9 protein-coding genes and 2 pseudogenes are annotated in these 13,266 nt (G+C 65.3%); 4 read left to right on the top strand and 7 right to left on the bottom strand.

All coding sequences use genetic code 11. The features are described 5' to 3' along the window. Window positions 1–180: 180 nt before the first annotated feature. Window positions 181–804 carry a hypothetical protein gene (locus HNP02_RS40935; RefSeq protein WP_184446527.1) on the top strand — a complete coding sequence of 208 codons (624 nt, stop codon included), beginning with the start codon at window positions 181–183 and terminating at the stop codon, window positions 802–804. 108 nt (window positions 805–912) lie between these two features. Here HNP02_RS40935 and HNP02_RS40930 read toward each other — a convergent pair whose 3' ends face one another. Then, a complete protein-coding gene (locus HNP02_RS40930) occupies window positions 913–1,917 on the bottom strand; it encodes a hypothetical protein (protein ID WP_255507517.1) in 1,005 nt (334 codons plus the stop codon). On the opposite strand from HNP02_RS40930, the gene HNP02_RS40925 reads away from it, so the two are divergent. Further along, on the top strand, window positions 1,916–2,689 hold the full coding sequence (locus HNP02_RS40925) for an adenylate/guanylate cyclase domain-containing protein (RefSeq protein WP_184446568.1): 774 nt from the start codon (window positions 1,916–1,918) through the stop codon (window positions 2,687–2,689). The genes HNP02_RS40930 and HNP02_RS40925 overlap by 2 nt on opposite strands. On the opposite strand, the gene HNP02_RS40920 is transcribed toward HNP02_RS40925, so the two are convergent. Next, complete coding sequence (locus HNP02_RS40920; protein ID WP_184446526.1) at window positions 2,684–2,854, bottom strand: hypothetical protein; 171 nt, start codon at window positions 2,852–2,854, stop codon at window positions 2,684–2,686. The two genes, HNP02_RS40925 and HNP02_RS40920, sit on opposite strands and share 6 nt — an antisense overlap. A 41-nt stretch (window positions 2,855–2,895) precedes the next feature. Here HNP02_RS40920 and HNP02_RS40915 point away from each other — a divergent pair, with 41 nt between their 5' ends. Continuing rightward, the gene (locus HNP02_RS40915) at window positions 2,896–3,573 is read left to right on the top strand and encodes a guanylate cyclase (protein ID WP_375373770.1); all 678 of its coding nucleotides are present in this window, start codon (window positions 2,896–2,898) and stop codon (window positions 3,571–3,573) included. Between the two features lie 179 nt (window positions 3,574–3,752). Here the strand turns inward: HNP02_RS40915 and HNP02_RS40910 are convergent, their stop codons facing one another. The 3 genes and pseudogenes from HNP02_RS40910 to HNP02_RS40900 all read right to left on the bottom strand — a co-directional run bounded on the left by HNP02_RS40910 (window position 3,753) and on the right by HNP02_RS40900 (window position 5,829). Beyond that, window positions 3,753–4,643, bottom strand: coding sequence for a cyclopropane mycolic acid synthase family methyltransferase (locus tag HNP02_RS40910; protein WP_184446524.1), 891 nt, complete (start codon window positions 4,641–4,643; stop codon window positions 3,753–3,755). A gap of 327 nt (window positions 4,644–4,970) precedes the next feature. Beyond that, a pseudogene (locus HNP02_RS40905) lies at window positions 4,971–5,404 on the bottom strand (VOC family protein). A 26-nt stretch (window positions 5,405–5,430) separates the two neighbouring features. Beyond that, on the bottom strand, window positions 5,431–5,829 hold the full coding sequence (locus HNP02_RS40900; protein ID WP_184446523.1) for a glyoxalase/bleomycin resistance/extradiol dioxygenase family protein: 399 nt from the start codon (window positions 5,827–5,829) through the stop codon (window positions 5,431–5,433). A gap of 84 nt (window positions 5,830–5,913) precedes the next feature. Here HNP02_RS40900 and HNP02_RS40895 point away from each other — a divergent pair. Next, window positions 5,914–6,129 (top strand): annotated as a pseudogene (locus tag HNP02_RS40895) (sulfatase-like hydrolase/transferase); the annotation flags it as partial. A 49-nt stretch (window positions 6,130–6,178) separates the two neighbouring features. Here the strand turns inward: HNP02_RS40895 and HNP02_RS40890 are convergent. Both HNP02_RS40890 and HNP02_RS40885 read right to left on the bottom strand, forming a co-directional pair. Then, window positions 6,179–9,457: a LuxR C-terminal-related transcriptional regulator gene (locus HNP02_RS40890; protein ID WP_375373769.1), complete on the bottom strand. Its 3,279-nt coding sequence runs from the start codon at window positions 9,455–9,457 to the stop codon at window positions 6,179–6,181. A gap of 347 nt (window positions 9,458–9,804) precedes the next feature. Further along, a complete protein-coding gene (locus HNP02_RS40885; RefSeq protein ID WP_375373767.1) occupies window positions 9,805–13,104 on the bottom strand; it encodes a LuxR C-terminal-related transcriptional regulator in 3,300 nt (1,099 codons plus the stop codon). Window positions 13,105–13,266 lie beyond the last annotated feature (162 nt).

The raw sequence follows: 13,266 nt of genomic DNA, 5'->3' as shown, positions 1-13,266 counted from the left end.
CGCTCAACCCCTTGTGTCACTTTGGTTTGAGCTGTCAGAGCGCGACGGTTTGTGACACGCAGAGTTGGGCTCAGTCGAAGAATGACATCTGGTATCGCTCGTTCGTTCTGCTTGAACACCTTCGCGAACTTCCTGTTGAAGTCGTCCATGCCATCCCCGCGACCTGGCAGCATATGCAGCGTGCAAAAGCTTCTCGGTGCTGTGTTCGGCATAATCTTTGCGCTCGCCAGCGCTCTACTTCTGCGCTACTACTTGGACTTCTGGCCACAGGTATGGAACTGGCTCGGCGAGCCTGCGCGGAAGGACTGGGCGACAATTGTCCAGCTTGTTGGCGCACTTGTGACCGCTGGCGGACTGGCGAGCACATACACACGGGCGAGCTATGGCCTCGCTCTCGCAAAAGCAGTCTTTTGGGCGGTTGTTCTTGGCCTTTTGCTGACAGGGGAAGAATTTAAGAAGTTTCAAGATGAACTGCGCCATCGCATTGGCTTGCGAACTGATGTGGCCGAACTAGCTGGCTCCGTAGTTGGAGTTGAGGTATTTGCCGTTGATCCACAAATTCCGGTCGAGCAACAAGTCGAGCGCTTAGCTGTGTTTGCGAACAACCTCGCCAAGCAGCTCCCGCAAATGGGCGAAAGGCTTGCAGTGCTTGACCGGTCGTTCGGGGAAGTACGTGCTGAAACGCGATCTTGGATCGGGAAAAGGTTTGACCAGGTCGACAGAGCGCAGGTGCTAGATCTCCGATGGGCGATCTTCGGCCTCGTCATCTCGGCGGCCGGAACCGCGCTCAGCTACGGGACGTAAGCGCACCTCCTTAGACCTGGAACGTGCCCCGAGTAAGCAAACGCCCGGCCTTTGCACAGAAGATCACCCCGAATGCATGCTCATCGAGCTCGCCGACGAGGACGAAGACTAGGCCAGCAGCGGCACCGCCACGTGCGGCTCGGGCAACAGGATTTCGAACATCGCCCGGCGCGAGGCGACGAGTTCGTCAGTGAAACCCGTTCCCGACAACCTGATTCGACACGTGGCGAGTGCGGAGTTGTAGCAGTACTTCGTCGCGCCGCCGGTGTCGAAGTACGTCAACCCGATGACGTCGGATGGTTCGGCGGTGATCTCGCCCTCCATCGTCACGTCCCCGACCCGTCCCCCGAACGACCAGGAGAACGGCCGGTAGCGCCCATGAGTGCGACGGGCGCCGGGAATCGACCGGACGGCGAATTCGCGTCCGCCGAGGCGCAATACGAACAGCGTCGCGGCCAGGAGCGAGATGGGCCCGACGGCGGCGTGCGCGGTGACGATCTCCAGGCTTGCGTCGGGCGCACCGTCGAAACCGCACACCTGGCCGAACGCATAGGCCGGCGTGTGACGCCTGCCCCAGTTGTGATTGACGCTGCCGACCCAGTGCTGCAGGCCCAGCCGGGCACCGTCGAATTCCACCTGCCCGTCGAACGTCGCGAGCGGATGCCGGACCATCGTCTTGGCGGTGGGGAACGGTGCGCGGTATCCGCGCTCGGTCAGCAGCTTCACGGGCGGCTGGTCGCCGGGGGCGATGCTCAGGTCCCACGCTGCGGAACGCCCGGCGCCGGTGATGGCGCCGCGGGCGGACTCGTCGTCGATCGTCGTGTCGCCGATCCGTGCGGTCCAGGTACTGGCGCCGGTCTCATAGCGGTAGTCGGAGCTGCCAATCGGATACCCGACCTTGAGCGCCCGATTCCCGGCACCGTCCGGATCGAAGACCATCACCCACACCTCGGCCACCGGCGCGCCGACCGTCGGAAGGAGCAACGTCTCCCGCAACCACAGCGCCAACGGCTGGTCGGGGTGGTTGGCCCTGACGAAACGGCTTTCGTAATAGGGGGTCTTCACCGGCATCACGGCTTCAGCATCCAATACTTGAGCGGTGACGGGAACCATGATCGCGGTCTACGTGCTCGGCGCCATCGCCGTGGTCGAAGCCGTCGCAATCGTCGGCCTGTGGTCGCGGCTGACCCGCGACCAACGGCAGTTGGCCGAACTTCGCCGTCGCGTCGACACCCGGGCCAACTTGCTGTCCGGCGGCCGGGAGGCCGTCAAGAACATGTGGCAGACCGCCAACATCCTGCGCAAGGAGGGGTTGGGCGCGGCGGTCCGCTCGTCGATCGAGGACCTCGCCGACTGGGCGGAGGTGCAGCGCCCCGACCTGGCCCGGCTTGCCCCGAGCGGACGCGTCGCCATCCTGTTCTCCGACATCGAGCAGTCAACGGCGCTCAACGAACGGATCGGCGACCGCGCGTGGGTCAGGCTGATCGACCGACACGACAAGATGGTCAGCCGCCACGTGAAGCGGCATGCCGGCCACGTGGTCAAGAGTCAGGGCGACGGGTTCATGATCGCCTTCGCGCAACCCGAGGAAGCGGCGCGCTGCGGCATCGACGTTCAGCGCGAACTCCTCAAGCGGCCGGACGGGATTCGCGTCAGGATCGGCATCCACGTCGGCAAGTCGGTGCGCCGCGGCGACGACTTGTTCGGCCGCAACGTGGCAATGGCCGCGCGGGTCGCCGCCTCGGCCACCGGCGGCGAGGTCCTCGTCAGCGAGCCGGTCCGCGACGCCATCGGCGACGAGAACGGCATCGCGTACGACGACGGCCGCGACGTCGAGCTGAAGGGTTTCAGCGGCACCCACCGGCTGTACGCGCTGGCGCTATGACCCGCTCTCGGTGATTCCCGCCTCGGCCGCCCGCTGGTGCAGCCGGGCTCGGATGTCGTCGGACGTGTACGACTTTCGCTTGCGCTGATCACGCGCCACCAGCACTCCACCTGCCACCACGCCGGCGACACCAGCCAGTCCAATCAACTTCCATATGCCTCGCATGGGCAAAGTCTGCCTAAGCTGCCCTGGTGAAGGAAAGCACGGTGTCCCTGGACCGCGCGCTGGACGAGACCCGTACCGGCGATATCTGGCTATTTCGGGGGCACTCGGGGCCCGACCGGGCGATCCAGTCGTTGACGAACAGTCCGGTCAACCACGTCGGGATGACGGTCGCGATCGACGACATGCCCCCGTTGATCTGGCACGCCGAACTCGGCCACACTCTGATCGACATGTGGACCGGCTCCACGCACCGCGGCGTGCAGCTCAACGACGCCCGCCAGGCCATCGAGCAGTGGCTCGACAAATACGAGCAGCGGTGCTGGCTGCGTCAGCTGACTCCGTACGCCACCCGCGAGCAAGAGGACCGCATGCTGCGGGTCATCGCCCGGCTGGACGGCACACCGTTCCCCACCACCGCGGGCGTGACCGCACGGTGGTTCCGGGGCCGCGTTCCGACGACGGTTGACTGGGTGAAGGGAATCCCGTTGCTGGACCGCAGGGCTCGAGCAGCGGCAGAGCGCAAGAAGGCCGAGCGCAACAGCGTCGGACTGGAAACCGCCTACTGTGCCGAGACGGTGGCCGTCACCTACGACGAGATGGGTCTGCTCGCGACGGACAAGTCGTCCAACTGGTTCGACCCCGGCAAGTTCTGGAGCGGCGACACCCTGCCGTTGGCACCCGGTTACAGGCTGAGCGACGAGATCGCCGTCGTCCCGTAGCGACGTGCGCTACGCCACACTCGGCAGCGGGATGAAACCGACCTGAGATATGCGTTCTTGTGCATGGATCGGCCCGTCGATAATCATCCCCGAGGTCGGCGGGCCGACCACTCCAAACCGCCAAAGAACGCTTAGCCGGTTAGCCCGGGATATCGGGTTTGGGCGGCCTTCGGCGTTAGCTACGCAGCGGACTTCAGGTACGTGACGAGATTGACGTCGCAGTACTGATTGGTGAACATTCCCTCGCAGCCCCTGAGGTACTTCATGTAGCGGTCGTAGACCTCGACGGACTGGATCGCGATGGCCTCGTCCCTGTTGGCTTCCAGAGCGTCGCCCCAGATGCGCAACGTCTTGATGTAGTGCGGGCGCAGCGAAAGCACCTCGGGGACGGTGAATCCGGCCTTCTCGCCGTGCTCCTGCATCATCGTGGCGGTGGGAATCCGACCGCCGGGGAAGATCTCGGTGAGGATGAACTTGACGAATCGCAAGCCCTCGAACGTAATTGGCGTTCCGCGCTCGGCCATTTCGTAGGGGTGGTAGCTGGTGGTGCTCTGGATCGTCATGCGTCCGTCGTCGGGCATGATGCTGAAGCAGTTCTTGAAGAAGTCGTCGTAGCGCTCGAAACCGAAGTGTTCGAACGCCTCGATGGACACGATCCGGTCGACCGGACGATGGAACTGTTCCCAGCCCTGTAGGAGCACTTCGCACGTGCGGTCGCCGGCGTGCTGGTCGAGCAGCGCGGTGGTGTAGGCCCGCTGGTTCTTGGACAGCGTCAGGCCGATGACGTTGACGTCGTACTTCTCAACCGCCCGCTTCATGGTGGCGCCCCAGCCGCAGCCGATGTCGAGCAGCGTCATGCCGGGCTTGAGGTCCAGCTTGTCCAGGTTCAGGTCGATCTTGGCGACCTGCGCCTGCTCGAGCGACAGATCCGCGGGCTCGAAGTAGGCGCAGCTATAGGTACGGCTCGGATCCTGGAACAGCCCGAAGAAGTCGTCGGACAGGTCGTAGTGAGCCTGGATGTCCTCGAAGTGTGGCCGCCACTTGGTCGAGTTGGATGGTTTCTCGGGCATCGGTGCCGCGCGCCTTCCTGACTGCCTGTGTAGTGACGTCGATCACTTATGCATTCAACTGTGACCGGCACCCTACACGGGCAATCGTCGCTCGACGGCGCATCGCGAGCCGTGTCCGATCGGGTGGTGTTCGTGGCGCCACTGCGAAATGCGTTGAGAATCTTCAGGGCGGCGGCCTGACGCGGCGTGGTCGACGCGTCTCCTCTGAGAAATCACCTCTGTTCGGCGAGTGTGGGCCTTGCGGACGAAAATCGCGCGGATCTCGTGCACATCCCCCACAGTCGGCGCGTCTCCGTCAGAGCCCGAACGTCGCGCTTATCTCGTCGATCAATCCAGGCAGAACTCGTTGCCTTCGACGTCCTGCATCACGATGCAGGACTCTTCGCCATCACCCGCAGGCAATAGCCGGACGCGGGTCGCACCGAGCGGGACGAGACGTGCGCACTCGGCCTCGAGCGCTGCAAGGCGCTCCGCGCCCGCCAACCCAGTACCGACCCTGACGTCGAGATGCGCTCGATTCTTGACCACCTTGCCTTCGGGAACCCGCTGGAAGTACAGCCGTGGCCCCACGCCCGTGGGATCGATGCACGCGTACGCGGCTCCGTGCTTTCAGCAGGCAACGTGCGTTCGAACTCGTCCCAATCGGCGAACCCCTCCGGCGGAGGGGGTACGACGTAGCCGAGCGCCTCACACCAGAAGAGCGCCACGCGCTCTGGTGATGCGCAATCGAAGGTGACCTGAAACTGCCGGACCGACACCATCTCTCGACTCTAGAACGTCACAGCCATCAAACCCCGAACTTTTCCCGGGCCTGGTCGGTGACGGGTGTGAATAGGTTGACGAGGTTTCCCTCGGGGTCGCGGAACAACAGTGCACGGTTTCCCCACGGCATCGTCGTCGGCTCGGTCACCACCTCCGACAGCTGCCCGCGAAGCCGCTCGTACTCCGCGTCCACGTCGTCGACGATGAACTCGATGATGGCGGTGCGATTGGCCGCAGGCTCGGCGGACCCGATCCCGAACAGCGGGACCGTCTTCTCGCTACCGATCGCCAACGTGCCGGCCGGCGAGGGAATCTCGGCGAACAGTTCGTTGCCCCAGACGGCCTCGGCTCCGGTGACCAGCTCGTAGAACGAGACGAGACGCTTCACGTCGGCGGTGATGATGCGGATGGATACGAGCTTCATGCCATGCACCGTAGGGGCGACCACCGACATTTAGCCTATGAGTGAGTTCGCGGGCGGGCCGGTCACACCGTTGTGGAGATGCAGCTGCCCATTCTGATCGATGATGCGGGGTTCGGTTCATTTAGCATCTTTGGTGGTCCCTGCCAGACGCCGGTCGCGGAGAGGCTGGCCGCGGGCGGCCTGAGGTACAACCGCTTCCACACCACCACCCTGTGTTCACCGACTCGGCAGGCTCTGCTGACCGGGCGCAATCACCATTCCGCCGACATGGGCGGAATCACCGAGATCGCCACCGGCGCGCAACAGGTGACTTAGAAGGAGCAGAACTGTCCGGTGTCAGGCCCGTGGGTCAGCCGTGTCGGGCTGCTTCTTGGACGAGTTGCACACGCGAGGTGAGTCCGAGTTTGGTGTAGACGTGGGTGAGGTGGGTTTGCACGGTGCGTGGTGAGACGAAAAGCCTTGCGGCGATGTCGTTGTTGGCGAGGCCTTCGCTGACCAGTCGGACGACGTCGCGCTCGGTCGGAGTGAGCGCGGCCCACCCGCTGGTGGGGCGTTTGCGTTTCCCGCGGCCGCGCTGCGCGTAGGCGATCGCTTCGTCGGTGGACAGCGCAGCGCCCTCGGCCCACCCGGCTTCAAAGTCCTTCTCGCCCATCGCATCACGAACCGCCACGATCGGGAACTCGAAGAAGGCGTCGAAGATCTTGAAGCGGACGAGGCCGCCACGCTGCCGCATAGCGTCTGCGGCGCCGAACAGCCGCGTGGCTTCGCTGTTGTTGCCGACGCCGACAGCGAGTGCGGCCAGGCACTCGAGGGCATCGGCGGTGCAGCCGTATGCCTTGGTGTGCGCGGCGATTGCAAGCGCATCGTGCGCGTCTCGGTCTGCCTGTTCGGGCTCACCCTGGGCGATCGCAACGCCCGCGCTCGTGGTCAGCGCCAGCGATTGGTGAAATCCGCGCGTCGCCGCGACAGCCTCGTCGGCCCAGCACCTGGCTGCCGTTAGATCCCCGTGTGCCAGCGCGGCGTGGGCTCGGTAAACGATCCAGATCGCCGCCATCGTGGGCTGCACAGTCACATGGTGCCAGCCCGCCACGATCGAATCGTCGGCCGCGGCGACGTCCCCGGAAGCCAGTGTCGCGGCGATCAACCCCCCATAGGCGAGGCCTGGGTAGATCCCGCCAAGTTCCACGGCATCCACGATGGCCGTGTTGGCGCAGGCACGTGCCGCCTCCGTATCTCCGTGGTAGGACAGCATGAGGGCCTGCAAGGACAGTGCGAGCGACCTCCAGAGAGCATCGTGAGCCGCGTCGGCCTCGGTAACGACCTCGCGCAATTGTGCGACGGCCCGACTCATGTCGCCGATCATCCCCTGTGCCACACCGAGATCCCAGCGGCATGCACGCCACACAAACCGATCACCAATTGCGTCTGCGAGTCCACACCCTTCTTCGGCAGCGGTCATCGCCGCGATGGGATCACCGGCCATGATCGCTGCGTACGCCTGCTGGTGAAGAATGTGGCCGAGCCGCCATTTGTCGTCTATTGAACGGGCCAGAGCGATCGCTTCGGTGAGGTAGGGCTGGGCAACTTCAGGCTCATAGAGCACGACGCCGCTGCAGGCAGTCAGCGCCCAGGTCAACAGGGCCCGGTCGTCGAGCTCACGTGCAGTCGCCAAGGCTTCGCGAGCTCGCTCCATACGATCGGTTCCGCCAGCGTAGATATCGAGGATCGCGTCGTCGGCCAAAAGCCTCGCGCGCACCGCCGGCGCCGCAGTGCTCTGGTGTGCATCTTGGTCGGTCAGGGCGGCGTCGAGCCAGGTCCGTCCTTCCCGGATCCGACCCCGCTCGAGCCACAGTCGCAGTAGCGACGAGGCGAGCTTGGATGCGAGTTCGGTGTCGGAATTCTCCCGACTCCAGATGAATGCGGCTCGTAGGTTGTCGATCTCGCTGTCGGCCTGCTGCAGACGGCGCTCATGACCGGCATGTGCGGGGCTGTCGAGCAGCGCAGCCATGGTTGTGTAGTGGTCACGGTGGCGGGCGCGCATGGTGTCGCTCTCGCCGGACTCGCTGAGCTTCTCCAGAGCGTATTGGCGTATCGTCTCCAGCAAGCGGTATCGCGTTGGGCCACTAGTGCTTTCGGCGACGACCAGGGACTTGTCGACCAGCAGTGTCAGCAGGTCGAGGACCTGATAGCGCTCCGCGTCGGTGCCGCCGGCGATTGCCTGGGCGCCGTCGAGGTCGAACCCGCCCATGAACACCGCGAGCCGGCGGAACACGACGCGTTCGGGTTCGGTCAGCAGCGCATGCGACCAATCCACCGAAGCCCGCAGTGTTTGTTGGCGGGGCATGGCGGTGCGTGCCCCGCCGGTCAGCAGCCGAAAGCCGTCCTGCAGGCCGTCGCGGATCTCGATCAGCGACATCACGCGGACCCGAGCCGCTGCCAGCTCGATCGCCAGCGGCACGCCGTCGAGGCGCCGGCAGATCTCCACCGCGGTTGCGGCGGTGTCGTCGGTGAGGCGGAAGTCGGGCCGGACGGCTCGCGCGCGGTCGGTGAACAACTCGATCGCCTCGTCGGCCAACGACAGCGACGGCACCCGCCAACTCACTTCGCCGGGCACCCCGATCGGCTCACGACTCGTCGCCACAAACGTCACGGCCGGGCAGCCGCCCAGCAGACCGACAATCAGTTCGGCGCATGCGTCGATCAGATGTTCACAATTGTCGAGCACAATCAGCGTTTGACGGTCGCCGACAAACCGCAGCAGCATATCCATCGCGGAGCTGCCCTGCTGATCGGGCAGGCCCAGCGCGCGGATCACCGCGACCGCCACCAGATCGGGATCGGTGATCGGCGCCAGATCGACGCACCACGCCCCGCCACCGAATTCGCCGGCCATATTGGCTGCCACCTGGATCGCAAGGCGTGTTTTGCCGATGCCGCCCGCGCCAGTGAGGGTCACGATCCGGTTGTCGACCAGTATCTGCCGCATGTCATTCATTTCGACTTCCCGGCCCACGAAGCTTGTGAACTGGACCGGAAGATGGTGGGCGACAACGGTTTCGTCCACGCGCAGCGGTGGGAACTCATTGTGAAGGTCGGGATGGCACAGCTGTATGACCCGTTCGGGTCTAGGCATGTCACGTAGATGATGGGTGCCGAGATCGGTCAGCCAGACGCCGAGCCGAAGCCCATCGACCACCAGGTCGTTGGTGGTGCCCGACAGTACCGTCTGCCCGCCGTGCGCAAGATCGCGCAGCCGTGCGGTCCGGTTCACCGTCGGCCCGACGTAGTTGCCCTCATCACGCAGTTGCACCTCGCCGGTATGCACGCCGATGCGCAGTCGAATAGGGGCCAGCGGTGCCTGCTGTAACTCCAGGGCACAGGCCACGGCGTCGCTGGCACGGCTGAACGCGACCACGAAGCTATCCCCTTCGCCCTGTTCGACCGGCCGTACACCGTGATGGGACGCGACGATGTCGCACATTGTGCGATCCAGCAGAGCGATGGCGGCCGTCATTTCGTCCGGTTGGGAATGCCACAGCCGCGTCGAACCCTCGACGTCGGCCATCAGCAACGTCACTGTTCCCGCCGGAAGCTCGCTCAAACCTAGGTCGCTCTCGTTCAAAGGCATGTCCGCGAATGGGTCAGTTGCGCTCATGCTAACCAGCCTGCGGTGATCAAGTGCGCCAAACATCAGCGGAACCGCGTAGATTGGCCGCCTCGGCTTGCGGAGATAAGACCGCACATCGCGAGGATTTCCGCTTTCGCGCCGATCTTCCCATCCCGCCGACATCGGATCGTCGACTCATTCCGATTTGAGGAGGTCACCGTGACCATCCACACCGACCATTCCGGCGATCGTCAGCCACCTGTTTCGTCAGGTCCCGACGTCGGCGCGCATATCGAAGTCAGGGATTGAAGAACATTCTCTTGAGGCGCAGGCCCAGCCAGGGGCCGACTGTGCCACATCAGGCCGGGTCAGCCGTGACGGGCTGCTTCTTGGACGAGTTGCACACGCGAGGTCAGTCCGAGTTTGGTGTAGACATGGGTGAGGTGGGTTTGCACGGTGCGTGGTGAGACGAAAAGCCTTGCGGCGATGTCGTTGTTGGCGAGGCCTTCGCTGACCAGTCGGACGACGTCGCGCTCGGTCGGAGTGAGCGCGGCCCACCCGCTGGTGGGGCGTTTGCGTTTCCCGCGGCCGCGCTGCGCGTAGGCGATCGCTTCGTCGGTGGACAGCGCAGCGCCCTCGGCCCACCCGGCTTCAAAGTCCTTCTCGCCCATCGCATCACGAACCGCCACGATCGGGAACTCGAAGAAGGCGTCGAAGATCTTGAAGCGGACGAGGCCGCCACGCTGCCGCATAGCGTCTGCGGCGCCGAATAGCCTCGCCGCCTCAGGGTGACTGCCCGCACCAAAGGCAAGTACTGCGAGGCACTCGAGAGCCTCTGGACTAGCGCCGTATGTCCCTGTGCTGGCGGCAGTTCCGAGCGCATCGTGGGCGTCGCGGTCTGCCTGATCAGGCTCGCCCTGCGCGATCGCCACGCCTGAGCGCACGGCAAGGGCCAGCGCTAGGTGAAAGCCGCTCGTCCGCGCGACGGCGTCATCCGCCAGGCTGCGGGCCGCAGTCAGATCCCCACGAGCTAGCGCCGCCTGAGCCGCATATGCGATCCAGATCGCCGCCAACTTGGGCTGGAGATTGAGATGGGGCAAGCCCGCAGCGATGGCATCGTCGGCCGCGGCAACGTCGCCCGCGGCGAGACTCGCGACCGTCACGCCGACGTGGGCCAGACCCGGGAAGATCCCGCCGAGTTCTGCAGCAACGTCGACGGCCGCGTCGGCGCACTCCCGCGCGGTACTCGGGTCCCCGTGCCAGGCAAGCATGATCGCCTGCATGGACAGGCCGCAGCACACCCAGTAAACGTCGCGGGCCGCGCCGGCCTCGGCAATCACCCCGCCCAACTGTGCGACGGCTCCAGTCAAATCACCGGTCATACCGTGTGCCACACCAAGACACCAGCCGCACGCATGAGCGGAGAACCGGTCACCGATGGTGGCGGCGAGGTCGCGTCCTTCTTCCGCAGCGGCACGTATCGCAACCGGATGACCCTCCATCGTCAGGCCGAACGCCTGCCAACCCAGAATCTGACTGAGCCTCCATCGGTCGCCCGTCGAGCGGGCCAGGCCCATCGCCTCGGTGAAGTAGGGGTGGGACACGTCGGGGTCGTAGACCGCGACGCATCCGCAGGCGGTGAGAGCCCGGAGCAATAGGGCGGGGTCGTCAACGTCGCGCGCGATCGCCAGGGCTTGGAGGGCTTGCTCCATGCTGTCGGTGGCACCCATGTGCGCGTTGAGCGTCGCCTTGTCGGCGAGTGCCGCCGCGCGCACTGCAGGCGCCTCCTCGGAGGGATCTGCGTTCTGGTCGGCTAAGGCGAGGTCGAACCAGGCCAACCCTTCCCGGATACGTCCTCGTGCGAGCCACAGCGGCTGCAGCGAAGACGCCATTTGCGATGCAAGCGCCATATCGGAGTTTTCCCGGCTCCATGTGAATGCGGCGCGCAGGTTGTCGATCTCGGTGTCGGCCTGTTCGAGACGCTGCTCGTGGCCGGTAGGCGCCGGGGTGTCGAGCAGGGTCGCCATGGCCGTGTAGTAGTCGCGGTGACGGGCACGTATTGTGTCGGCCTGGCCGGACTCGCCCAGCTTTTCCAGAGCGTATTGGCGCACCGTTTCGAGTAGCCGGTACCTTGTTGGGCCACTTGTGCTTTCGGCCACGACCAGCGACTTGTCGACCAGCAGTGTAAGCAGGTCGAGGACCTGGTAGCGCTCCACGTCGCCGCTGCCGGTGACCGCCTCCGCGGCGTCGAGGTCGAACCCGCCCATGAACACCGCCAGCCGGGCGAACACGATGCGTTCGAGCTCTGTTAGCAGCGCATGCGACCAATCCACCGAGGCCCGCAACGTCTGCTGGCGGCGCACCGCCGTGCGCGCTCCCCCGGTCAGCAGCCGGAAGCGGTCATGCAGGCTGTCGCGGATCTCGGTCAGCGATAAGACGCGCACCCGCGCCGCCGCCAGCTCGATCGCCAGCGGCACGCCGTCAAGGCGCCGGCAGATCTCCGCCACCGCGGCGGCGTTGTCGTCGGTGAGCCCGAAATCGGGCCGGACCGCTCGCGCGCGGTCGGTGAACAACTCGATCGCCTCGTCGGCCAACGACAGTGACGGCACCCGCCAACTCACCTCGCCTGCCACCCCGATCGGCTCACGACTCGTCGCCACAAGCGTCACCGCCGGGCAGCCGCCCTGCAGGCCAACGACCAGAGCCGCGCACGCGTCTAGCAGATGCTCGCAGTTGTCCAGCACGATCAGCATCCGACGGTCGCCGACAAACCGCAACAGCATGTCCATCGCCGAGCTGCCCTGCTGATCGGGCAGGCCCAGCGCGCGCACCACCGCGACCGCCACCAGATCGGGATCGGTGATCGGCGCCAGATCGACGTACCACGCCCCGCCACCGAATCCACCGGCCATCTCGGCGGCCACCTGCACCGCCAGCCGCGTCTTACCGACACCACCGGCGCCAGTCAGCGTCACGAGCCGCTTGTCAGCCAGCATCTGCCGCAGGTCTTCAATCTCGGCCTGGCGGCCAACGAAACTCGTGAATTGCGCCGGAAGATGCTGGGCAACAACGGTTTCGCGGTTGCGCAGCGGAGGGAACTCGTTGTGCAGGTCGGGATGGCACAGCTGCATCACCCGTTCGGGACGCGGGAGATCACGCAGCCGGTGACTACCCAACTCTGTCATCCACGCGTCGGGCGGGAGCCGGTCGGCGACCAGATCCCCGGTGGTCCCCGACAACACGGTCTGACCGCCATGTGCCAGATCGCGCAGCCGCGCCGCCCGGTTCATCGTCGGACCGATGTAGTTGCCTTCATCGCGCAACTGCACCTCCCCAGTGTGCACGCTGATACGCAGCCGGATCGGCGCCAGCGGCGCAAGCTGCAACTCCAACGCGCACGCCACGGCGTCGGATGCGCGGGCGAACGACACCACGAAACTGTCGCCCTCACCTTGTTCGACCGGCCGCACACCCCGATGGGCTGCGATGACCTGACTCACCGTGCGATCCAGCCCCGCGACGGCGGCCGTCATCTCCTCCGGTCGGTTCTCCCACAGCCGCGTCGAGCCCTCGACATCAGCCAGCAGCAACGTCACCGTTCCCGTCGGAAGCTCGCTCACACCTAGGTCGCTCCAGTTCAACGGCGTGTCTGCGTCTGGTTCGCTCATGCTAGCCAGCATGCGGCGCTCACGCACCGCAAACATCAGCAGAACCGCGTAGATTACCGTCCCCGCGGTGCGGATCTACGACACCGCACCATGCCGATTTACGCGTCCGGACTGACGATCCGGCGCTGCCGACATCGGATCCTCGACTCGTACCGACTCGAG

This window comes from Mycobacterium sp. AZCC_0083 (assembly GCF_014202335.1).
Taxonomy (GTDB): domain Bacteria; phylum Actinomycetota; class Actinomycetes; order Mycobacteriales; family Mycobacteriaceae; genus Mycobacterium.
This window is presented reverse-complemented; position numbering and strand designations above follow the sequence as displayed.